We start from the raw sequence: 22,479 nt of genomic DNA, 5'->3' as shown, positions 1-22,479 counted from the left end.
ACCGTCGGCCGTATCAGGAGGCTTCTCGACCTTGCTCCCTCTTCGGGAACCATTTCCGTGGCTCTCCGCCTCACTCTGAGTGATCACGACAGGAGAGAGAGCAATGCGCGACAGACAGCAATCCAAGGGACGGGAGCGCAACGCCGCCATTCCAGGCGGGAAGCCTGACGCCGACACGCCCGACGAAGCGGTGCGCCGGGTCGGGCGCGAGTCTCAACGTCGCGCCGGACCGGACGGTCCTGACGCGCGGGAGATCGGGGACACCTTCAAGAAGAAGGGCGGCGGCGACGACCCTCGCCCCAAACCGAGCAAAGGATAGGGGCTCGCCGCGTCCAGAGCGCAGGACGGAAGCATTTAACGACCGCAGCGCCGGTGTCATCGGCTACCGTTTCTCGCCATACGGATAGAATTTCTAAGTTATGCAAGCCGGCTTGGCATGCCTTATTGCGCGCCCAATTGTGACACTTATTGCAGTGAAACATCCCCATGATCAGGCCCTCCCTGACCGTTCTCGCCTTTCTTTCGGCCGCAAGCGCGTGCGGCGCCGCACAAGCCCGAAGCGATGAAAATCTAACAGACCAAGCCCAGGTTGCGGCGGCTCATTCGGTCGCGGACGTCGTGGTGACCGGGTCCAACATCCGCCGCGCCAACACCGAAGGCTTCAACCCGGTGCAGGTGATCGGGCGCGAGGAGCTGGAAAGCTCGGGCAAGTCGACGACGGCGGACCTGCTGCGCTCGATCTCGGCCAATACCGGCAACGGCTCCAACGAGACGCAGAACAGCGGCTGGTCGTCAGGCGCGGCGGGCATCGGCCTGCGCGGCCTGTCGCAGAAGAACACCCTGGTGCTGCTGAATGGGCGGCGCGTGGCCAACTACGGCTTCCCCGGCGGCGGCCTGTCGGACACCTTCGTCAATCTGAACGCCCTGCCGATGGTGGCGACGCAGAGGCTGGAGGTGCTGAAGGACGGCGCCTCGGCCGTCTATGGCTCGGACGCGGTGGCGGGCGTCACCAACATCATCACCCGCCAGAATTTCCAGGGCCTGGAATTCGGCGCCAGCTACGGCCTCGCCGATCAGGGCGGGCTGGAGACCTCCACCGCCAAACTGGTCGCCGGGCATGGCGACCTGGAGACGGACGGCTACAACATCCTGCTGTCGCTGGAGGCCTATACCCGCAATCGGCTGGATCAGGACCAGCGCGACCTGACCAAGTCGGGCATCTATGACGACCTGCCCGGCGGCCGCTGGAATGGCTGGTCGGCCAAGGGGGCGCGCTTCCTGGTCGACGGCAAGTCCGTGCCCTTCCTCAACGCCCAGGGCCAGTGCCCCGAGGGCATGGTGCTGACCGCCAGCGCCCCGATCGACGGCCTGGCCGGCGACACCTGCGCCATCAACCTGGCGCCGCACACGACGCTGATCCCCTCGACCGACCGCTATCAGGCCTATCTGTTCGGGACCAAGCGCCTGACGCCGCAGATCGAGGCCTTTGGCGAGGTGCTCTATTCCTACGTCGAGGGGGCGTCCCTGTTCGGCTCAAGCCCCTTCTTCACGCTGGAAGGCGGGCGGTTCGCGCTGAACGCCGAGACCGGGCTGGCCGAGCCGGTGTCGAACCTGCTGCCCGCGAACAACCCCTATAATCCCTACGGCGTCGCCACGCCGATCGAATACACCTTCTTCGACCTGGGCCGGACGCTGAAGACCAATGAGTCCAAGTCCTATCGCGCCCTCGCCGGGGTGCGCGGGCGCCATGACCGCTTCGACTGGGAGGCGGCCGTCTTCGCCTCGGGCAGCGACGAGCGCGAGACTGTGTCGGGCGGCTTCGCCCATCGCTGGAACCTGGCCGACGCCCTGGCCAACGGCACGCTGAACCTGCACGATCCGGCCGCCACGCCGCAGGCCGTGCTGGACGGCATCCGCCTGTCGACTCTGCGTCCGGCGGAGTCGCGCCTCTATGGGGCTGACTTCAAGATTTCCGGCGAGCTGTTCAACCTGCCCGCCGGTCAGGTCGGCTACGCCGCCGGGGTCGAGTTCCGGCATGAAAGCCTGGTCTCCAGCAATCCATGGCAGATCGACGCCGGGCTGCAGATCCGCCCCGCCATCGCCGCCGTGGACGGCGAGCGCGACGTCTGGGCCGCCTATGCCGAGTTCAACATCCCCGTCCTGAGCAATCTGGACATCCAGGTCGCGGCGCGAGCGGATGAATACAGCGACTTCGGCAGCGCCTTCTCGCCCAAGGCGGGCGTGCGGTGGAAGCCGCTGGAGTGGCTGGCGCTGCGGGCCTCGGCCTCACGCGGTTTCCGGGCGCCGTCGCTGTCGGAGAACTCGGCCTCGACTATGATCTCCTACGGCTCGGTCATCGACCCCTATGATCCCGACCTGCCCAACTCGCGCCAGAGCCCGACCTTCTTCACCGTGGGCAACACCGATCTGGAGCCGGAAAAGACCCGTTCCTACAATCTGGGCGTCGTCTTCACCCCGACGCGCGACACGGCGCTGAGCATCGACTGGTATCAGATCAAGCTCGACAATCTGATCGGCTCGGGCAACACCACCGCCATCGTCCAGGGCAACGACCCCGCCGACGTCGTCCGCGATGAACGCGGCAAGCTGCAGGCCGTCTACAACCGCTATCGCAACCTGACGGCGCTGGAGACCTCGGGCTTCGACGTGGACTTCAGCCAGCGCTGGCGCACAGACGGTTGGGGGACGTTCACCGTCTCCAGCGCCTATACGCACCTGCTGGAATACAAGCGGCCGAACGCGGCGGGCGGGCCGCTGCTGGACTACGCCGGGTCGAACCGGGGCGCGACCCTGCCGGCGCACAAGGCGACGACGCGGCTGGCCTGGAACCGCGACGTCTTCGACGCCAACCTGACCTGGTACTACACCTCGGGTTATGATCAGGTGCCGGAAGTCGGGGGACAATCGCGCGTGGACGCCTATCACCAGTTCGATCTGTATGCGGCGTGGTCCGGGCTGGAGCGCGTGACGCTCTACGCCAAGATCGAGAACCTGATGGACGAAGCGCCGCCGCACGACGCCTCCTTCCCCGGCGTGCGTGCGCCCTACGACTTCGGCCAGTACGATCTGCGCGGGCGCTACTTCCGCGTCGGCTTCGACGTCCGCTTCTGATCCCTTTTCGCATCGAGACCTGACACCATGAGCGTTCAACACGCCCGTTCATCCCTCCGTCGCATCCTCACCGGCGGCGCGGCGGCGGCGATCCTGCTGGGCGGCGTCGCCCTGGCGGCGCCCGCTCCGGCCCTGGCCCAGAGCGCCTATTTCTTCCCTCAGGCGGCGGCGGGGGATTTCGACCCCGCCATCCCGACGCCGGAAGCCTTCCTCGGCTATCCGATCGGCACACACTACACCCGCCACGACCGCATCGTGGACTATCTGCGCGAACTGGCCCGCCTGTCGGACCGGGTGACGGTCGAGGAGATCGGCCGCAGCTATGAAGAGCGGCCCCTGCTGTCCGTGGTCATCACCTCGGGTGCCAATCAGGGTCGGATCGACCAGATCCAGCGCGCCCATATCGCGGCGGGCGATCCCGGCGGCCCGGTGGCGGGCGCCGACGCCCCGGTCGTCGTCGGCCTGTTCTACAGCGTCCACGGCAATGAGACCTCCAGCGGCGAGGCGGCCCTGCTGACCGCCTACTACCTCGCCGCCGGGCGGTCGCCCGAGGTGCTGGACTGGCTGGACAAGGCCGTGGTCGTCATCGATCCGGCCCAGAACCCCGACGGCCGCGACCGCGCCGCCAACTGGCACAACGCCTGGAAGAACCAGCCCGCTGTCTCGGACCCGCTGGACAAGGAGCACGTCGAGGCCTGGCCCGCCGGGCGCACCAACCACTATTTCACTGACCTGAATCGCGACTGGCTGGCGGTGACGCAGGCCGAGACGCGCGCCAAGCTGGAGGCCTTCCACCGCTGGCGGCCCAACATCCAGATCGACTTCCACGAGATGGGCCCGGGCAGCACCTATTATTTCGAGCCCTCGCCCGCCAGCATGGAAAGCCCGCTGCTGCCGCGCGCCAGCTATGAGTGGAACGTGACGCTGGCCAGGTATCACGCCCAGGCGCTGGATAGCCTCGGCTCGCTCTATTACACGCGCGAGGTTTTCGACAACTTCTCGCCGGTCTACGGCTCGACCTATCCCGACTTCCACGGCGGGGTCGGGGTGACGGTCGAACAGGCCAGCTCGCGCGGCCTGGTGCAGGACACGGCCAACGGCCCGCTGACCTTCCCCTTCACCATCCGCAACCAGACCAATGTCGGCCTGGCCACCATCCGCGGCGCCGTCGCCGAGCGCGCCGGACTGCAGGCCTTCCAGCGCGACTTCTTCCGTTCGGCCGTCGAACAGGGACGGCGCCATTCCAGCCAGGCCTTCGTCTTCGGCGATGCGGCCGATCCGGGCCTGACGCGCCAGACGCTGGACCTACTGCTGGCCCACCACATCCAGGTCCACCCGCTGACCGAGCGGGTGATGCAGAACGGCCGCGCCTATGAGCCGGGCAGCGCCTATGTCGTGCCCTCGGCCCAGCCGCAGTTCCGCCTGGTGCATTCCATCTTCGACCGGACGCCGCCGACCAGGGGCAGCGTCTACGGCAGCACCTCCTATTCCGTCGCCCTGGCCTATGGGCTGAAGAGCGACGGCCTGCGCCGTATCCCCGCCCACGGGTCCGCCGTGACCGAAGCGCCCGTCGCAAACGGCGGCGTCAGCGGGCCGCAGGACGCCTACGCCTATGTCGTCGACTGGCGCGATCTGAACGCCCCGCGCGTTCTGGCGGCCCTGCTGCGTCAGGACGTGCGCGTCCGCGCGGCGTTCGAGCCGCTGACCGCAAGGACGGCGGCGGGCGACAGCGCCTTCGGGCGCGGCTCCCTGGTCGTGACCACGGCGGGACAATCGCTGGACGCCGCCGCCCTGCGCACCGCCGTCGACACGGCCGCACGCGAGGCGGGCGTGGTCGCCCACGCCGTCTCGACCGGCCAGAGCGTCGCGGGCGTCGATCTGGGCAGCGACAACGTGAAAGTCGTGCGCGCGCCGCGCATCGCCCTGGTCATGGGCGAGGGCGTCAACGCCACCGAAATCGGCTCGACCTGGTTCGCCCTCAGCGAGCGGCTGAACTACCCGGCGACGCGGCTGGACCCGTCCCAGTTGGGCCGCGTGCCGCTGGGAAGCTATGACAGCATCGTCCTGTCCGGAGGGCGCTACGACAACCTGGGCCAACCGACGGTGGACGCCCTGAAGGCCTGGGTGCGGGCGGGCGGGTCCCTGGTGGCGTTCGGCAACGCCGCGCGCTGGGCCGCCGCCAACGGCCTGGCCCCGCAAGCCGCCTCAGAAGACGAGAAGAAGGCCGAGGTCGAGCGCCGTGACTACGCCGACCGCGGCGCCATCCAGGGAGAACAACGCACGGCGGGCAACGCCCTGTCGGCCGACGCCGACATCAGCCATCCCCTGGCCTTCGGCCTGTCGCGCCGCGACCTGTTCGTGAACAAGGAGACGGACGTCGTGCTGGCGCCCGTGGCCGATCCCTTCGCCAACGTCGTGCGGATCGAGACCGACCCGCAGGTCAACGGCTACCTGCCCGAAGCCCTGCGCGCCCGCTCGGCCGGTTCGGTCTGGGCTCAGGTGAACCCGATCGGCGCGGGCAACGTCGTCCTGTTCGCCGACGACCCGGCCCACCGCAAATACTGGTTGGGGACGGAGCGTCTGCTGATCAACGCCCTGTTCCTGTCGAACCACCTCTCCTCGCCTTCGCGACGTTAGGCCGGGTTCGACAGGAGGCTGTCCGCCTTCAGGTTCTGATCCCGCTCAGAACCTGAAGGTCAGGAAGGTTCCCAGGTAGGACTGGTTCTCGGCGGTCCCGGTTTCCTTCAGGAAGTCGCCGGCCTTGGTGTAGTTGGCCACGCCCATCAGCGAGACATAGGGCGTCAGGGCGTAGCGGGCGAAGACGCCCGTGCGCCAGCCGACATAGGACGACTCTCCTTCATCCGCCCCGCGCAGCACCAGACCCGACAGGGCGTAGAGACCGTCGTCCTTGCTCTGGCGCCACAGACCGGCCGTGTTGGCGCCGAGCGTCAGCTTGGGCGACGGACGCACCGTCACCTCGGGCTGCAGCAGGATCAGGTTGGCGAAGCCCAGATCGGTGCGCAGGGCGGCCGGCTGCGGGAACAGGGGGTTGAAGCTGTTCAGCTTGCCGTCGTTCGGGTTCTTGTCGCCCGAGCCGACGTCCAGGCGCACGGCCACGCGCGGCGACCACTTCACATCCGCGAAGGTGCGACCGCCGACGGCCGAGATGAACCAGGCGTCGATGTCGAGATCACGGAACGAGCCCCACTGTTTGACCGCCTCGACCTCATAGTCCCAGGGCGCGACCTTACCCGACAGGCGCACCGACAGGGTGTCGCGGTCGTCGCGGCCGGGAAGTTGACCATCGAACGGCGTCGTCAGGCGATCGGTGTTGGCGTAGAGCAGCTCCAGCTTCGGCGCCGTCGCCCCCTGCCCCAGCGTCTTCGCGGCCGTCGCGCCATACAGGCGATAGTCGAAATTGGTGGCGTCGTCCCACGAGGCCTTGCCCTCGCGCAGCGCATAGCCGGCGAAGGCGCCGCCGCTCCAGCCGGTCGGGCTGTCGTACATGACCCGGACCATGTCCAGGGCCATCCGGGCGTTGGCGCCCTCGCGCATGTCGAACAGACGGAAGCCGCCCTGGCCGAACTCCTGACGGCCGGCGCGGACGCGCAAGCTTCCGCCGCCCAGACCCGTCTTCGCCTCGATGAAGGCCTGATGCAGGTCGGTGCGGTTCTCCTCGATCACCGGCTCGCCGCTGGCCAGACCCGAGGTGCGGGCGTCCTGCACGTCGACGAAGGCGCGCAGCGAAGAGCCCAGGTTCAGCTCGCCCCACAGGCGGGCGCGGGTCTGGAAATCGCCGCCGGTGTCCTGCGGACCGCGGCCGAAGCGTTCGTTGTCGCGATGCTCGGCGCGAAAGCGCAGTTCGCCGCCGAAGCTGGCCCATACGGGGCTGTCCTCGCCGCCGACCGGGACATATTTGAACCTCGACCAGGTCGAGGTGCGCTTCGCCGGGTCGGCCAGGTAGGCGTAATTCTCATCGTGGTTGATCAGCTTGAACGGCGGCGGCGCGACCGGAGCAGCAGGCGCGGCGGCCGGCGCGGTCTGGATCGGCGCCTCGGCGTCGGCGGGCATGGGGGCGTGCGAAAGCAATGCGGCGGCGGCCGCAGCGGCGATGGTCATGGTTTCCTCCGGGAAAGGGCGCGGTTGTCTCCGCGCTCGGTTCGGTTGAGATGATTATTCGGCGTCGGGCTGCTGGCCGGGCGCGGCGTTCTGGAAGGCGGGCAGTTCGAGACAGGCCGCCTCAAGCGCCACCAGGCGCGGCCAGCGCAGTTCGACGCCGAAGCGGCGAGCGTTGCCCAGTTGCGGCACGATGCACAGGTCGGCCAGGCTTGGGGCGTCGCCGAAGGCGAAGGGACCCGGCTGATCCGCCAGCAGTCGGTCGACGGCGTCGAGACCTTCCTCGATCGTGGTCGAGGCCCAGGCCTGGACCAGCTCTTCACCCAAGCCCAGTTCGCGCAGGCGTTGCAGCACCTTGAGATTCTGCACCGGGTGGATGTCGCAGGCGACCGCCTGGGCCACGGCCCGGACCTTGGCCTTCAGCACCGGCACGACGGGCAGAAGGGCCGGCTCGGGCGCGATCTCGTCCAGGTATTCGATGATGGCCAGGGACTGGGTCAGGACCGCGCCGTCGTCGGTGACGAGCGACGGCAGCAACCCTTGCGGATTGAGCGCCAGGTACGCCGGCGCCCGCTGCTCGCCCTTGCGCAGGTGGTGGGCGACCTGCACGGCCTCCAACCCCTTGAGGCCGAGAGCGATACGAACGCGCCAGGAGGCCGTGGAGCGGAAATAGCCGTGCAGGATCATGGGGTCGGACTCCGGCCCGACGGCGCACGCCGCCGAGGGTGAAGACGGCGATCGAGGCGATCGCGGCGGGGATGACGGCCAGCAGGATCAGCGACTGCGGCGTCCAGCCGGCGGCCAGCAGCACGCCGCCGACCAGCGGGCCGACGATGGCGCCGATGCGGCCGACGCCCAGGGCCCAACCCACGCCCGTGGCGCGGATGGCCGTCGGGTAGACCGCCGCCGTCAGAGCATTGCAGCCGATCTGGGCGCCGACGACGCCGAAGCCGGACAGGGCCGCGCCGACCAGCAGGACCGGCAGATTGGTGCCGCCGAAAGCCAGCAGGGCGATGAAGGCGGCCGAGGCGGCGTAGGCCGCGCCCAGGACGACATAGGGACTGATCCTGTCGATCATCCGACCCAGGACGATGGCGCCGACGACGCCGCCGAGGTTCAGGATCGAGGTGGACAGGATGGCCATGCTAAGCGGCAGGCCCGCTCCCTTCAGCAGGGTCGGCAGCCAGTTCACCAGGAAGTACATGACCAGCAGGTTCATGAAGAAGGCGACCCACAGCAGCAGGGTCACGGGCGTGCGGCCCTCGCGGAACAGCTGGAAGACCGAGAAGCCCTTGGCCGCCGAAGACTGTTCATGCTTCAGGCCGGCGATGAATTCGTCGACCGAAGCGCTGGCGTCGATCTTCTTCACGATGGGCGCGATCCTGTGCTCCGGCGCACCCTTGGCGACCAGGAAGCGCACCGATTCCGGCAGCATGAAGTAGAGAACCGGCAGCAGCAGAAGCGGCAGGACGCCGCCGACGACGAAGACCGAGTGCCAGTCCCAGGTCGCGATCAGCCAGGTCGAAACCAGGCCGCCGATGGTCGATCCCAGCGGGAAGCCGCAGAACATGACCGTCACCAGGGTCGCGCGCAGCCGCGCCGGGCCGTATTCGCTGGTCAGGGCGATGATGTTGGGCATGGCGGCGCCCAGGCCGACCCCGGTGATGAAGCGGTAGATCAACAGCTCGTTCATCGAGGTCGAGAACGCCGTCAGCAGGGCGAACAGGCCGAAGATCAGGGTCGAGATCAGGATGACCGTCTTGCGGCCGAACTTGTCCGCCGCCGGGCTCAGGGTGAAGGCGCCGACGGTCAGGCCCAGAAGGCCGATGGCGAAGATCGGACCGAAGGCCGACGGGGCCAGACCCCAGTCCTCGGCGATCTTGGGCGCGACGAAGGCGATCGACTGGGTGTCGAAGCCGTCGAGCATGGCGATGATGAAGCACAGCGCCGTGACGCCGAACTGCAGCGGGCCGAATCTGGCCCGGTCGATGACGGCGTTGCCGCCTCCTTCGCCCATGGCTGCCATATGTGTAGTCCTCCTGCGGAGGGCGCGTCTGACGCGCGCCTCTCCGTGATTGCTGATGATGCGTTGAAGGGGATCAGGCGGCCTTCGGACCGACCTTGATATTGAGCGGCGTCAGGCCGTCGATGGTCACCACCATCTCGTCGCCCTCGACCACGGCGCCGACGCCCGCCGGCGTGCCTGTGTAGATCAGATCGCCCGGCTGGATCTCCCACAGGGTCGACAGATAGGCGATGATGTCCGCCACCGGCCAGATCAGGTCGGCCAGGTCGGCGTCCTGCTTGACCTCGCCGTTGACGGTCAGCTTGATCGCGCCCTTGTTCGGGTCGAAGTCGCCCCCGCCCGCCTTCAGGATCAGGCCCAGCGGCGACGACTGTTCGACGTTCTTGCCGGTGTCCCACGGACGGCCCTGGGCGCGAGCTTCCAGTTGCAGGTCGCGGCGGGTCATATCCAGGCCCGTGGCGTAGCCCCAGACGTGGTCCAGCGCGTCCTCGACGGCGATGTCGCGCCCGCCCTTGCCCACGGCGACGACCAGTTCGGCCTCATAGTGGAAGTTCTCCGTCTTGGACGGATAGGCGATGGTCGTTCCATCCGGCACGACCGTCTCGGCCCAGGCGGTGAAGAAGAAGGGCGGTTCGCGGTCGGGGTCGCGCCCCATCTCGCGCGCATGGGCGGCGTAGTTGCGGCCGACGCAGAAGATGCGGCGAACCGGGAAATCGTCGCCCGTCGAAGTCTTGGCCAGGACCGGCGCTTGCGGTTGGAACAGCAGGCTCACGCGTTTTCTTCCTTGTAAAGATTCAGTTTTTCCTGACAGGCCTTGTCCGAGTAGCCGAACAGCACAAGCTGGCTCTCGGCCTTGAACACCACCTGTTTCCACGACGGGACGACGACGATGTCGCGGGGGTTCAGGGCGACGGTCTCGCCCTCGATCACGGCCTCGCCGGTTCCTTCCACGACGACGAAGATGGTCCCGTCGGTCGCGCGACGCGGACGCGTCTGGAAACCGTTCGGCAGCAGGCGGACATGGGCCGAGATGGTGGCCATGATCGGGCCGCCGTCGATCGGATTCATGAACTCCAGCGCATGACCCAGGTGCGGGTCGATCTCGGCGCCGCTCTCGGCCAGGGCGTCCAGGGCCGGACGCCACTCGGCGTAGGGGTAGTGGAACAGAGGCTGGTGCGCCGGGCGACGGTCCGCCGTGTGGCCCTTCAGGGGACGCATGTTGCGGCCGTAGCGGTTCAGGCTGTCGCCCGCCGGGGCCTGCTCCGGGAAGCGGTCCTCGTGATAGTGCTCGGCGAAGCTAGCGTCGAAATGGCGCACGGTCGGGATATCCAGACCGTCCAGCCAGATCATCGGCTTGTCGGTCGGATTGCCGTGGTCGTGCCACTGGCCGCCCGGCGTCAGCACCAGGTCGAAGGGGCGCATCACCGCCTTCTCGCCATCGACCGCCGTATAGGCGTCCTCGCCTTCCAGCACGAAGCGCAGGGCGCACTGGGCGTGGCGGTGGGCCGGGGCGACCTCGCCCGGCAGGATCAGCTGCAGGCCGGCGTAGAGGCTGGGCGTGATGCCCGAATGGCCCGGCAGGCCGGGGTTCTCCAGGATCAGCACCCGCCGCTCGGCGTCCTTGGCGCTGATCAGGTCGCCGGCGCGCATCAGATAGTCGCGGGCGTTGTCATAGACCCATTTGTGCACCTGGGCCGGCGACTGCGGCTGGGGCAGGACCAGGGCGGCCAGCTTCTCCCACAGAGGGTAGAGCCCTTCCGGCTCCATCTGCTGATAGAGGGTCTCGAGCTGGGCGCGGTTGTCGTTGGTCAGCTGCGTCATGTGATCAGGCCTCCATGCCGACGTGCAGGACGCCGTCTTCGAGCTTCACCGGGAAGGTGCGCACGGCGACCGAGCAGGGCGCGTCCACGGCCGCGCCGGTCTTCACATTGAAGGTGCCCTGATGCAGCGGGCACTCGATCAGCTCGCCGTCCAGATAGCCGTCGGAGAGGCTGGCCTGGCCGTGGGTGCACAGGTCGGCGGTGGCGAAATACTCGCCGTCGACGACATAGAGGGCGACGCTCAGGCCGTTGACGACGGCCTTGGCCACGCCGTGTTCATCCAGAGCCGAGGGCGGCAGGGCGGCCGTCCACGACAGGGTCGCGACATCGGTCATGCGGGATACACCAGACTGTTCGGGATCATTTCGGAATCGAAGACGACGATGCGCTCGACGAAGCGCAGCCGGTCGCCGTCGCGGACGATGCGGTCATGGCAGACGGCCGACAGCACGATGTCCGAGGGCTTGTCGATCAGCGTCTGCACCACCAGCAGGTTGTGGCGGACGCGCACGCCCTGTTCGTCCTGCTCGACGATGCGCGGCGCGGTGGGAAAGCGGCGATAGTAGCGCGGGGCGTACATCTGCGTCCGCGTCAGTCCCGTCACCCGGTCCTTCAGCATGCCGCGGCTCTCGGCCTGCATGGTGCACAGGGTGTAGCCCGCCTCATGGTTCTCGCGCGGGATCACGCGATAGAGGCAGTCCTCGGTGAAATACTCGGGCCAGGCGTGCAGATCGACATCGTCAAGCGTCGCATAATAGGCGTCGTAAAGGTCGCGGACCTCGTCGCGGGTGATGGTCTGGCTCATGCTCACAGCCCCATCACCTTGCGCCAGTAACGCCACATGCCGCGCACGGCGGTCTCCGTGACCTGGTGGTCGGTCGGGGCGATCTCGCGGCCGCCCATCTGCAGGATCATGTTGGCGTCAGGCGAGCCCATGGCCCCCTGCTGGGTCATCTCCAGAACCTCGCCGTCGTCGGCCGAGACGAAGCCCGCCGGTCCGAACAGATTGGCCTGGCGCGTGCGCCGCAGCTTCATCTCGTCGGTGTCGTCGGCGTAGCACCAGTGGGTCCAGTGGAAGTCGAACCCGCCCGGCCCCTTGGGCACGATCTGGCGCGTGGTCAGGCTGTTGACCTGCTGCTGCAGGATGACGCTGGGGAAGATCGTGATCATCCCGACGGTCTCCTCGCCGGGGAACTCCTGCACCACGTCCATGACGCGCGGGTCCTCCAGCACCAGGTCGCCCTGGAAGTTGCGGATGTCCGCCATGTCCTCGGTCTTTTCCTGCTCGCCCTTGCGCGAGATCAGGATGCCGTGGCGGCCCTCGTCGTCGATATCGACGGCCGACTTCTGGTCGGCGCGGAACAGGCCGAAGGTGGCGAAGAACACATGCAGGAGCCCGGCGTGATACGGGTCCTTGATGTTCTCCTGCATCTGCTTCCAGTTGGCGGGAATGTGCTGGCGGTTGTAGCCCAGCACCTGCAGCTTCCGGCCGTCATAGACGCGGGTGTAGTGCTTCCAGAACTTGTCGCCGAGGTAGTCGCGGAACGGCGGCGTCTCGTCCGAGAAGGTGGCCCAGACCACGCCGTTGACCACCTCGACCCGCAGCTTGGTCAGGCCGTTCTGCTTCAGGTCGAAGTCGGCGGGCATCCCGCCCTGGCGCTTCACGCCCCGGCGGAAAGGCACGCCCTGCAGGTCGCCGTTCAGGGCGTAGGACCACTGGTGATAGGGGCAGATCAGCTCCTTGGAGTGGCCGAAGCGCGACTGGCAGAACTTGACCCCCTTGTGGGCGCAGCGATTCTCGACGACCGAAATCTCGTCCTCGCCCGAGCGGACCATGACGCAGGGTTTCTCGCCCAGGGTCGTGGTCTTCCAGTCGCCGACATCGGGGATTTCACATTCCAGGCCGACGTACAGCCAGTGGGGGCCGTACCAGATCTTCTGCAGCTCCTCGGCGTAGATTTCCGGGTCCGTATAGACCCAGTAGGGCACCGCGGCGTCGACATCGGCCGGCCAGGCGCGCGCTTGACGGCCCTCTGGAGGGCGCATGGCGATGGTCACTGAAAAGCTCCCGAACTGACAATTCGAAGCGGCGATCTCACGTCGCCGTTGACCGCCTTGGTGTCGTGGTTTTTGATCTATGTCAAATGCGTTGCATGTAGTGCAATGACATGAGGAGATCACAAATGACGGAGCGCATCGTTGTCGTCGGCGCCGGCCACGCTGGCGGAATGGCCGCCATCACCTTGAGAGAGTTGGGTTTTTCTGGGAGCCTGACCCTCATCGGCGATGAGCCGCACCCCCTACGAACGTCCAAGCCTGTCGAAGGGATTCCTGAGCGGAGCCGAACCCGAACCCGTCTGGCTGGCGCCGGCGGAACGCTGGAGCGCTCTGAACGCCGTCCTGAAAACCGCCAGTCCCGCCGTCGCGATCGACCGCGAAAAAGGCGAAGTCCGCCTGGCCGACGGATCGACCGAGCCGTTCGACGCCCTGATCCTGGCGACCGGCGGACGGGTGCGGCGCCTGCCCCTGCCCCACCATCCCGCCGTCCATTATCTGCGGACCACGGACGATGCGCGCGCCCTGGCCGCGCGCGCTCGGCCCGGCGCGCGCGCCCTGATCGTCGGCGGGGGCGTCATCGGTCTGGAAGCGGCTTCGACCCTGCAAGGCATGGGCCTGTCCGCCGTGGTGATCGAAGCGGGCGAGCGGCTTCTGGGGCGCAACATTCCGGCCGAGGCGGCCCAGTGGCTGGCCGATGCTCACGCGCGCATCGGCGTCGACGTCCGCCTGGGCCGTTCGCTGACCGGCCTGGACGACACGCCCGACGGCGGCGTCACGGCGACGCTGGATGGCGGAGAGACGCTGAACGTCGACCTGGTCGTCGTCGGGATCGGCATCATCCCCTGCGTCGAACTGGCGGAAGCGTCCGGCCTGTCGATCGACGGCGGCGTGCTGACGGACGACGACTATCGCTCGCCGGGCGATCCGCGCGTCTTCGCCATCGGCGACGTGGCGGCGCGGCTGAAGGACGGCGCGGCGCGGCGCATGGAGACTTGGGCTCACGCTCAGACCTCGGCCCGCAAGGCGGCGCTGGCGATCCTCGGCCTGCCGTCCGAGCCCGAACCGACGCCCTGGTTCTGGACCGACCAGTGCGGGCATAACCTGCAGATTCTCGGAGACCCGTCCGCCGCAGACGCCGTTGTGGAGCGTGGGGAAGGCGTGCGGCTTTACCTGCGTCAGGGCGCTCTGGTCGGCGCCGTCTGCCTGGACCGGCCGCGCGATTTCGCCGCCGCCCGCCGCCTGATCGGCAAGACTCTCAAGCCCGAAATCGCATCCGATCCGTCCGTCGACCTGCGTAAGGCCGTCTGAAGCGCGCTCGCGTCAGACCTGGGGACGTATGCCGCCGGTCGCGGCGGTGATCTGGTCGCACACCTCGATCAGACGATCGCGCGCCTGATCGTCGTTCTCCGGCTTGAACAGATCGGTGGCCAGCACCGTGGCGGTGAAGACCGCCTCGCCCTGCAGGTCGAAGATCGGCACGGCGGTGGCGCGCAGACCGGGGATCAGGTCCCCGCGAGATCGCGGAATAGCCGTCGCGGCGGACCCGCGCGCGCAGGGCTTCAACGTCGATGGGCTGGAACTGCGGCTGGGTCTCGCGCTCGACCATGGCCCGAGTCTGGTTCTCGGGCCTGAAGGCCAGGAAGACATGGCCCGTCGCCGAACTCAGCAGCGGCAGCGGAGCGCCGACGGTCAGCGAGGTCGAGATCGGCGGCGTGCCCATGATCCAGCGCACCACGATGGGGCCTGACGGCCCCAGGGCGGCCATCTGCACCGTGCGGCCTGTCTCGCGCACATAGTCGCCGATGGCGATGGCGGCCTCGCGGAAGACATCCATGCGCGACAGGGCCGCCAGCCCCAACCGCAAGGCGCCCGGCCCCAGTTCATAACGTCCCGTCGCGGCGTCCTGCCGCGCCATGCCCGCCGCGATCAGACTGGCCAGATAGCGGTGCGCCTGCGACGCCGACAGATCCGACGCCTGGGCGATCGCGCCCAGGGCCGCCGCCCCGTCCAGCGACGCCAGCACGTCCAGCACGCGCAGGCCGATGCCCACCGACTGTATGCCCTGTCGCCGATCCGTCGTTTCCACCATTCAACCACCCCCTCATGCCGGCTCGCCTTCGGCCCTTCTCTCTCATGCGGAGTCAGCCGCTCACTGACAAGGGAAGGGCTGATCGCAGCCGGTCATATCCGGCCGGTCCGGCCGATGCGCGAAGCTGCCTCCTTAAAATTAACTTAAAATCAACGTTTTTGCGCCTTGGCAGGAACGACCGTCGTGCGGTCGCCGTTTCCCGTCCCGGAGGAACGCCTGAGATGGTGTGGGAGAGGGACGCAAGCCGGACCGCCGGAGGGGGTCGGTCGCGCCTGCCCGTAAGGGCATGGTGACGCGCGCGGTCAGCGTGCGCCGTTCGGCGTCCACGCCAGGCGACCTGGCGGCGCTGCGCAACCTCACCTCCATCAACCGGCTGAGCGATGAAGAGCGCGCCCTGGTGCGGCGCCTCTGCGTCTTTCAGGAAGTCGTTCCTGCGGGTCAGGCCTTCGATCCGGACGGGCGGGCCGCCTCGCCTCGCCTGATTCTGAGCGGTTGGGCCTGTCGGCAGCGCATCCTGGCCGACGGCCAGCGTCAGATCTTCGGCTTCCTGCTGCCCGGCGACTCCATGGGGCTGAGCCTTCATCCGCGGCCACTGGACGAGACGACCGTCATCGCCCTGACGCGGGTCGAATATGTCGACGCCCTGATGCTGCGCGAAATTCTCGCTTTGCAGGACCCGCGTCACGACCGGCTGCGTCGGGCCCTGGCGACCTCTCGCCGCTACGAGGAAGCCTGCCTGCTGAATCATGTGGTGCGCCTGGGCCGGCAGTCGGCCCAGGCCCGCCTGGCTCACCTGCTGCTGGAACTGCGTGATCGGCTGCAACGCGCCGGCCTGTGCACCAGCGACCGTCTGCATCTGCCCTTGACCCAGGAGACCCTGGCCGACGCCCTGGGGCTGAGCCTGGTCCATGTCAGCCGCACCCTGGGACAGATGCGACGCCAGCGGTTGATCGCCATGCAAAGCGGCTGGGTGACCCTGCTGGACGAAGCCTATCTGCGCGCCGCCAGCGACTATGGCGTCGACGAACACGCCCTTCACTGAAACCGAAGCGAAAAGAGAGAGCGAGCGTCATGAGCCTTTATCGACAACCGTCTCGGCCCCGCCCGCCTCTCTTCCCCCATCGCCCGCCGGGACGCGCCGGCTCCGCCCTGCGGATGATCGGCGTTTCGGCGGCCATGGCGGCCTTGTTGGCGCCCGGCGCCGCCCTCGCCCAGGACGAGGACCTTGCGGCCCGGGTCGCGCGGCTGGAGGCCCTGGTCGTCGAACAGCAACGTCGGATAGAGGCGCAGGAAGCCCTGTTGGCCGAACGCGCCGCCGTCCCTCCGCCAGCCGTCGATTCCCGCTGGCAGGTGCAGACCGACGCCTCAGGCCGGGCGATCTTCGCCGATCGCACGCTCGACCAGTTGCGCGCCGGCCAGCAGGTCGCCAGCACCATCGCGCCCAACGGACCGGCTCAGCCGACCCTGCCCCCGACCGAGGGGCCGCCGCCGCCCGCGCCCGAGGTGCGGCGCGAACAGTTGGCCGCCATCCCCGAGGGCATCGCCGTGCTGAGCCAGCCGGGCAAGCTGACGGTGGACCTGTCGACCGAGTACACGCGCTCCAGCGCCAATCGCCTGGTGTTCCGCGGCATTGAGATCGTGCCCGGCGTGCAGATCGGCGTGATCGAGGCCAATGAGGCCGACCGGGACACCGGCGTCGTCACCCTGGCGGCGAAATACGGCATCGCCCCCCGACTGGAGGCCGAGATCCGCGCCCCCTACGTCTGGCGCAACGACACCATCACCACCGTGCAGCAGCGCGACGAGGCGGTGACCCGCACCATCGACCTGAGCGGCGACGGCGTCGGCGACGTCGAGGCCGCCGTCCGCTATCAGATCAACGGCGGCGAGCGCGGCCGCCCCATCTTCATCGCCGGCCTGCGGGTCAAGAGCGACACCGGCGAAGGCCCCTTCGACATCGATCGCGACGAGTTCGGCATCGCCACGCGCCTGGCGACCGGCTCCGGCTTCTGGGGCGTCGAGCCCAGCATCAGCTTCCTCTATCCCAGCGACCCGGCGGTCATCTTCGGCAGCCTGAGCTACTTCGCCCACCTGCCGCGCGACATCGACAAGACAGAAGGCGAAATCCACATCGGCAAGGTCGATCCGGGCGACGCGATCGGCCTGGCGATCGGTTTCGGCTTCTCGCTGAACCCTCGCTTCTCCTTCTCGCTGGGCTATAAGCACAACTACATCCGCCCAACGTCGAGCCAGTTGAACGACATCACGGAAAAGTCTGACGAACTGCAGGTCGGAGCCCTTCAGTTCGGCATGTCCTATCTGATCAACGACCGATACAGCCTGAACGGCAATTTCGAGTTCGGCGTGACCGAGGATGCGCCGGACATGCGCTTCATCCTGCGGCTGCCGATCGTGTTCTGACATGAAGAAGGGCCGCCGCGGCGGCCCCTTCCCTAGCTTGGCCTGCTTGGGCCTGAAACGCCAGCCGACCTAGAAGCCGCCCAGGCTCCGAAGACCCGCCCAGTCGATGTCGCTGGCGATGTTGGAGCCGTAGTTGTGTCGCTGACTGTTGGTCTGGATCATCCCCAGGTCGGGCAGCACGAGATTCAACTCCATATCCTGACGGATGTCGCGGTTGTCGGCATTGTTGATGATGAGGTTCTGCAACTGGCTGGTCGTGATGTTGTGCAGGATGGCCGTGGCGCCGTTCCCGTCGATCACCGCCACGCCGCCGACGTTGTTCAGTCCGCGAAGATCAACGCCGCCCGCCATCAGGCCGGCCATGGCGCCCGCCAGGTCGGAGACGCCGGGGACGTTGTGCTGAACCTGTTCGGTCATGGCGCCGGTCGGCGTCCAGGTCAGTTGGGTCTGCAGGGCCAGTTGATCATTGACGTAGGAGCGCACCACGACGCCGAAGCCGAAGGTGAAGCCCGCCACCGTCATGAAGCCCCCGCGCGCCTCGGCCATGTCGGCGTCCGTCATCATCCGGGGACCGTCAGAGACCGTCACGGTCAGCGCCGGCGGCGCCGACGCTTGCAGCGGCGCGCCCGAAGGCTCCGACAGGGGACCGCCCGCAAGTTCGGCGGCGAAGGCGGCGGACTGGGCGCCGGCCGGCGCCGCAACGCAGATCGGCGCCGCCAGGCTGATGATCATAAGGAGGCTGGATCGCGCGCGTCGCATGGCGTCACCTCAGATAGGGATCGAGGGAGAACCGCGTCGTCACCTGATAGAGCGGCGGCAACTCCCGCGTCAGTTCCGCCAGGGACATGGGTTGCAGCGCCTGACCCGGCCGCGACCGGTTCCACACGCGCCATTCCTCGGCGTCGTTGAAGGTGTCCGCCGGCTGACGGACGACGAAGGCGACCCCGTTCCACATGTCGGTGAACTGGTCGCGCGAATAGATCTTCAGCCCCAGGGCCGGATCGCCGACCAGGACGCGCCCCGCGTCGTCGCCCTTGAAGACGACGAAGTGCTTGTAGCCGGCGGTGTCGATCATCACGATCGCCGGGGCGTTCATCTCGATCAGCTCATCCAGGCTCAGCCGGAAGCCGTCGGCGGGATAGCCCCGCGCATCCAGATACCGCTTCATGTCCAGCAGGGAGAAGCCGACGCGGCGAATGGTCTCCTGATCGCCGTCGGCGAACATGGCGCGGAAAATCTGAGCCTCGCCGACATCACGTCCGTAGTGGTGCCGCAACAGTGTGGCCAGGGCGGCCGAACCGCAGCTGAAATCATACTGCTGACGCACCACTGTGCGGAACGGCAGGTCGCGATAGCTGACCACCTTCAGCCGCCCTGCAGCCGGGCCGTTGTTCAGCAGAATCTCAGCCTGAGCCGAGGGCGCGGACAGGACCGCGACGCTGACCCCGACAGCCAGCCCCAGGCCGGGCGGAAACCGGGCGGTCCAGCGTGTCACGGGTTCGGAGCCGTCGTCACGATATTGATCGTGATCGCGCCTTGCAGGTTGTTGTTGTTGCCGCTGTTCATGACGAAGTTGCCGATGCCGTTGAAGCCGGAAAAGGCGTTGGCGTCGATGCGCATGGCGCCGGTCGTGACCGTATTGGCGTTGACGCTGTTTCCGCTGTTCGTCGCCTGCAGCAGCTGGTCGCTGGCGATGAGGACGGATGGCGCGCCTTGGCGGCCGTGCAGGGCGTCCAATTCCTCAACCGCCAGCGAACGCGGAGCGCCCGCAGCGACAGCCGAGGAGTCGGCCTGGGTCGGCGCGATGATGATCAGGGCGGAGGGGGCGACGGCGGAGAGGCCGAATTCGGATCGGCCGCCCCCAGCAGCGCCAGGGTCGACAGAAGGCTGAGCATGGTTCCCTCCCAGGAAGAAGTTCGGCGGCCGGAGAACCGGCCGCCGAAAACGAAGGCCTAGTTGCCGCCGCCGCCGAAGGTGACGTTGGCGTTGGCGCTGATCGCCGTGGCCGCCTGACCAACCGAGGCCAGACCGGTGTTGTTGCTCACCGTCTGGATGCCGGCGAAGCCTGCAAAGGCGCCGCCGCTCTGGTTGATGTCGCCCGTGCGGATCCGGCCGTTTTGCGGGCCTTGGCCGTCTTCCGACATGTCGAAGCTCAGGTCGCTGACGTTGGCGCTGAGTTCCTGCATGTTCAGGGAGACGCGGATGTTGCCGATGTTGGTGGAGTTGTCGTTGCCCGAGTCATTCACCGAATTGTCGTTGAAGGAATCAGAGACCCCCAACTCCAGGTTGGTGTTCACCGAGTTGTCGGTATTCGTCGAGGCGTCGGTGTTGAACGAGTCGGAGATGCCGACCTCGGTATTGGTCGAGTTATCCGAATTGTCGTTGAACGAATCCGAAACGCCCAACTCCAGGTTGGTGTTGGTGGAATTATCCGAATTATCGTTCAGCGAATCCGAAATGCCGACATCGAGGTCAGTGGAATTATCGGTATTGAACGAGTCCGCGACGCCCAGATCCACATCCGTGCTGTTGCCGCCGCTGTTGTAGGAGCCGTCCGCATCGGTGTTGCCGCCGACCGGACCGTTCGGTCCGCTCGAGGACTGGGCTTGAGCCATGCCCGCAAAGGCGAGGGCTCCGGCCAGGACCGCAGCGGACGTCATCAATTTGGCACGCATTTCTTTGCCTCCAATCAAAAGGGTTTCAAAGGAGGCTCCTCCACCTCCGAAGGCCCAAATCGTCGGATGACAGCCGTCGTTCCCCTGAAGAGAACCTCTGATTTTTCTAGAGAATTCTTGCAGCACGACCGTCAGGCGGGCGGAAATTCGATCAAATGGAGTGGCAAGTCCGGCCTACGGCGCAGAACGGCCTTTCATTTGATCAAAACGTCACCCGGAATAAAGTTGGCGAAGTCGTGACTTTTTTCGGGCGACGGCGTCATTATTCGCCCAGAGGCCGCCATACGGCTGACGTGGCGCAATCTCTCCAGCCGTGCTACGCGCGCCGAACCATGACGACGCCCCCTATCGAACGCATCCGCAACTTCTCGGTGGTCGCCCACATCGACCACGGCAAGTCGACCCTGTCGGACCGCCTGATCCAGTTCACGGGCGGCCTGACCGCGCGCGAAATGTCGGAACAGGTCCTTGATAACATGGACATCGAGAAGGAGCGCGGCATCACCATCAAAGCGCAGACCGTGCGCCTGAACTACAAGGCCAAGGACGGCGAGACCTACGTCCTGAACCTGATGGACACGCCGGGCCACGTCGACTTCGCCTATGAGGTGTCGCGTTCGCTGGCCGCGTGCGAAGGCTCGATCCTGGTGGTGGACGCCTCGCAGGGCGTCGAGGCCCAGACCCTGGCCAACGTCTATCAGGCGATCGACAACAACCACGAGATCGTCCCGGTCCTGAACAAGATCGACCTGCCGGCCGCCGAGCCGGAGCGGGTCAAGGCCCAGATCGAAGACGTCATCGGCCTGGACGCCTCGGACGCCATCGAATGCTCGGCCAAGTCGGGCCTAGGCATTGAGGACGTGCTGGAAGGCATCGTCGCCCGCCTGCCGGCGCCCAAGGGCGACATCAACGCCCCGCTGAAGGCCATGCTGGTCGACGCCTGGTACGACCCCTACCTGGGCGTGGTGCTGCTGGTGCGCGTGTTCGACGGCGTGCTGAAGGCCGGGATGCGGGTCAAGATGATGCAGACCGGCTCGACCCATCTGGTCGATCGCGTCGGCGTCTTCCTGCCCAAGAACACCCCGGTCGAGCAGCTCGGCCCCGGCGAGGTCGGCTTCATCACCGCCCAGATCAAGGAAGTCGCCCACGCCGCCGTCGGCGACACCATCACCGATGAGAAGAAACCCACGGCCGAACCGCTGAAGGGCTTTAAGGAAGTCCAGTCGGTGGTCTTCTGCGGCCTGTTCCCGGTCGACGCCGCCGATTTCGAGGACCTGCGCGCCGCCATCGGCAAGCTGCGCCTGAACGACGCCAGCTTCACCTATGAGATGGAATCCTCGGCCGCCCTGGGCTTCGGCTTCCGCTGCGGCTTCCTGGGCCTGCTGCACCTGGAGATCATCCAGGAGCGCCTGAGCCGCGAGTTCAACCTCGACCTGATCGCGACGGCGCCCTCGGTCGTCTACAAGATCGGCCTGCGCGACGGCACCGAGATGGACCTGCACAACCCGGCCGACCTGCCGGACGTCATGCAGATCGAGACGATCAGCGAACCGTGGATCAAGGCCACCATCCTGACCCCCGACGAATACCTCGGCGGCGTGATCAAGCTGTGCCAGGACCGCCGCGGTAACCAGATCGAGCTGTCCTATGTCGGCGCGCGCGCCCTGGTGGTCTATGAGCTGCCGCTGAACGAAGTGGTGTTCGACTTCTACGACCGGCTGAAGTCGATCTCGAAGGGCTACGCCTCGTTCGACTATGAGATCACCGACTACAAGGTCGGCGACCTGGTGAAGATGTCGATCCTGGTCAACGCCGAGCCCGTAGACGCCCTGTCCATGCTGGTCCACCGCGCCCGCGCCGAGACGCGCGGCCGCGGCATGGTGGAGAAGATGAAGGAGCTGATCCCGCCCCACATGTTCACCATCCCGATCCAGGCGGCCATCGGCGGCAAGATCATCGCCCGCGAGACGGTGCGCGCCCTGCGCAAGGACGTGACGTCCAAGTGCTACGGCGGCGACGCCACCCGCAAGAAGAAGCTGCTGGAGAAGCAGAAGGCCGGCAAGAAGCGCATGCGTCAGTTCGGCAAGGTGGAGATCCCGCAGGAAGCGTTTATCGCAGCCCTGAAGATGGATGAGGACTGAG

The 22,479-nt window shown here is 67.2% G+C and carries 19 protein-coding genes and 1 pseudogene; 7 read left to right on the top strand and 13 right to left on the bottom strand.

Translation table 11 applies throughout. The annotated features are described in order from the left end of the window. The first annotated feature begins 103 nt into the window (after positions 1-103). The 3 genes from AC52GN_RS00940 (at position 104) to AC52GN_RS00930 (ending at position 5,769) form a co-directional block, all read left to right on the top strand. Positions 104-319 (top strand): hypothetical protein, encoded by a 216-nt coding sequence (locus AC52GN_RS00940; protein WP_312219799.1) that lies wholly within the window; start codon positions 104-106, stop codon positions 317-319. 302 nt (positions 320-621) lie between these two features. Continuing rightward, the gene (locus tag AC52GN_RS00935) at positions 622-3,132 is read left to right on the top strand and encodes a TonB-dependent receptor (protein ID WP_496527885.1); all 2,511 of its coding nucleotides are present in this window, start codon (positions 622-624) and stop codon (positions 3,130-3,132) included. Positions 3,133-3,159: 27 nt separating this feature from the next. Further along, the gene (locus tag AC52GN_RS00930; RefSeq protein WP_496527884.1) at positions 3,160-5,769 is read left to right on the top strand and encodes a M14 family zinc carboxypeptidase; all 2,610 of its coding nucleotides are present in this window, start codon (positions 3,160-3,162) and stop codon (positions 5,767-5,769) included. Between the two features lie 45 nt (positions 5,770-5,814). On the opposite strand, the gene AC52GN_RS00925 is transcribed toward AC52GN_RS00930, so the two are convergent. From AC52GN_RS00925 to AC52GN_RS00890, 8 genes and pseudogenes are all read right to left on the bottom strand, one after another. Further along, complete coding sequence (locus tag AC52GN_RS00925; protein WP_496527883.1) at positions 5,815-7,251, bottom strand: alginate export family protein; 1,437 nt, start codon at positions 7,249-7,251, stop codon at positions 5,815-5,817. A gap of 54 nt (positions 7,252-7,305) precedes the next feature. Then, entirely contained in the window at positions 7,306-7,935 is a 630-nt protein-coding gene (gene maiA, locus AC52GN_RS00920; protein WP_496527882.1) for a maleylacetoacetate isomerase, read from the bottom strand. A gap of 25 nt (positions 7,936-7,960) precedes the next feature. Further along, positions 7,961-9,175, bottom strand: a pseudogene (locus AC52GN_RS00915) (MFS transporter); the annotation flags it as partial. 172 nt (positions 9,176-9,347) lie between these two features. Beyond that, on the bottom strand, positions 9,348-10,046 hold the full coding sequence (locus AC52GN_RS00910) for a fumarylacetoacetate hydrolase family protein (RefSeq protein ID WP_452112421.1): 699 nt from the start codon (positions 10,044-10,046) through the stop codon (positions 9,348-9,350). Continuing rightward, positions 10,043-11,095, bottom strand: coding sequence for a gentisate 1,2-dioxygenase (gene gtdA / locus AC52GN_RS00905; protein ID WP_343831728.1), 1,053 nt, complete (start codon positions 11,093-11,095; stop codon positions 10,043-10,045). Before gtdA ends, AC52GN_RS00910 begins: the two co-directional genes overlap by 4 nt. A gap of 4 nt (positions 11,096-11,099) precedes the next feature. After that, on the bottom strand, positions 11,100-11,429 hold the full coding sequence (locus AC52GN_RS00900) for a non-heme iron oxygenase ferredoxin subunit (protein ID WP_338577835.1): 330 nt from the start codon (positions 11,427-11,429) through the stop codon (positions 11,100-11,102). Next, positions 11,426-11,899, bottom strand: coding sequence for an aromatic-ring-hydroxylating dioxygenase subunit beta (locus AC52GN_RS00895; RefSeq protein ID WP_312218844.1), 474 nt, complete (start codon positions 11,897-11,899; stop codon positions 11,426-11,428). Before AC52GN_RS00895 ends, AC52GN_RS00900 begins: the two co-directional genes overlap by 4 nt. Before the next feature lie 2 nt (positions 11,900-11,901). After that, on the bottom strand, positions 11,902-13,152 hold the full coding sequence (locus AC52GN_RS00890) for an aromatic ring-hydroxylating dioxygenase subunit alpha (protein WP_291778830.1): 1,251 nt from the start codon (positions 13,150-13,152) through the stop codon (positions 11,902-11,904). 228 nt (positions 13,153-13,380) lie between these two features. On the opposite strand from AC52GN_RS00890, the gene AC52GN_RS00885 reads away from it, so the two are divergent. Then, positions 13,381-14,460, top strand: coding sequence for an NAD(P)/FAD-dependent oxidoreductase (locus AC52GN_RS00885; protein WP_496527881.1), 1,080 nt, complete (start codon positions 13,381-13,383; stop codon positions 14,458-14,460). On the opposite strand, the gene AC52GN_RS00880 is transcribed toward AC52GN_RS00885, so the two are convergent. Beyond that, on the bottom strand, positions 14,408-15,241 hold the full coding sequence (locus AC52GN_RS00880; protein WP_496527880.1) for an IclR family transcriptional regulator: 834 nt from the start codon (positions 15,239-15,241) through the stop codon (positions 14,408-14,410). The genes AC52GN_RS00885 and AC52GN_RS00880 overlap by 53 nt on opposite strands. 286 nt (positions 15,242-15,527) lie before the next feature. Here AC52GN_RS00880 and AC52GN_RS00875 point away from each other — a divergent pair, with 286 nt between their 5' ends. Together AC52GN_RS00875 and AC52GN_RS00870 are read left to right on the top strand one after the other, a co-directional pair. Continuing rightward, positions 15,528-16,283 carry a Crp/Fnr family transcriptional regulator gene (locus tag AC52GN_RS00875; RefSeq protein ID WP_291778820.1) on the top strand — a complete coding sequence of 252 codons (756 nt, stop codon included), beginning with the start codon at positions 15,528-15,530 and terminating at the stop codon, positions 16,281-16,283. Between the two features lie 29 nt (positions 16,284-16,312). Further along, positions 16,313-17,662 (top strand): transporter, encoded by a 1,350-nt coding sequence (locus AC52GN_RS00870; protein ID WP_496527879.1) that lies wholly within the window; start codon positions 16,313-16,315, stop codon positions 17,660-17,662. Positions 17,663-17,731: 69 nt separating this feature from the next. Here the strand turns inward: AC52GN_RS00870 and AC52GN_RS00865 are convergent, their stop codons facing one another. The 4 genes from AC52GN_RS00865 to AC52GN_RS00850 all read right to left on the bottom strand — a co-directional run bounded on the left by AC52GN_RS00865 (position 17,732) and on the right by AC52GN_RS00850 (position 20,463). Then, entirely contained in the window at positions 17,732-18,421 is a 690-nt protein-coding gene (locus AC52GN_RS00865; protein ID WP_496527878.1) for a hypothetical protein, read from the bottom strand. A 4-nt stretch (positions 18,422-18,425) separates the two neighbouring features. Beyond that, entirely contained in the window at positions 18,426-19,157 is a 732-nt protein-coding gene (locus tag AC52GN_RS00860) for a C39 family peptidase (protein ID WP_343831716.1), read from the bottom strand. Then, positions 19,154-19,399: a hypothetical protein gene (locus tag AC52GN_RS00855; RefSeq protein WP_496527877.1), complete on the bottom strand. Its 246-nt coding sequence runs from the start codon at positions 19,397-19,399 to the stop codon at positions 19,154-19,156. Before AC52GN_RS00855 ends, AC52GN_RS00860 begins: the two co-directional genes overlap by 4 nt. 215 nt (positions 19,400-19,614) lie before the next feature. Further along, positions 19,615-20,463, bottom strand: coding sequence for a hypothetical protein (locus tag AC52GN_RS00850; RefSeq protein ID WP_291778804.1), 849 nt, complete (start codon positions 20,461-20,463; stop codon positions 19,615-19,617). 206 nt (positions 20,464-20,669) lie between these two features. Here AC52GN_RS00850 and lepA point away from each other — a divergent pair, with 206 nt between their 5' ends. Beyond that, positions 20,670-22,478, top strand: coding sequence for a translation elongation factor 4 (gene lepA, locus AC52GN_RS00845; RefSeq protein ID WP_291778800.1), 1,809 nt, complete (start codon positions 20,670-20,672; stop codon positions 22,476-22,478). Position 22,479: the final 1 nt, after the last annotated feature.

The sequence above is a fragment of the Brevundimonas sp. SS2672 genome, assembly GCF_059579685.1.
The sequence above is the reverse complement of the archived record's forward strand: the minus strand, read 5'-3'. Positions and strand labels throughout refer to the sequence as shown.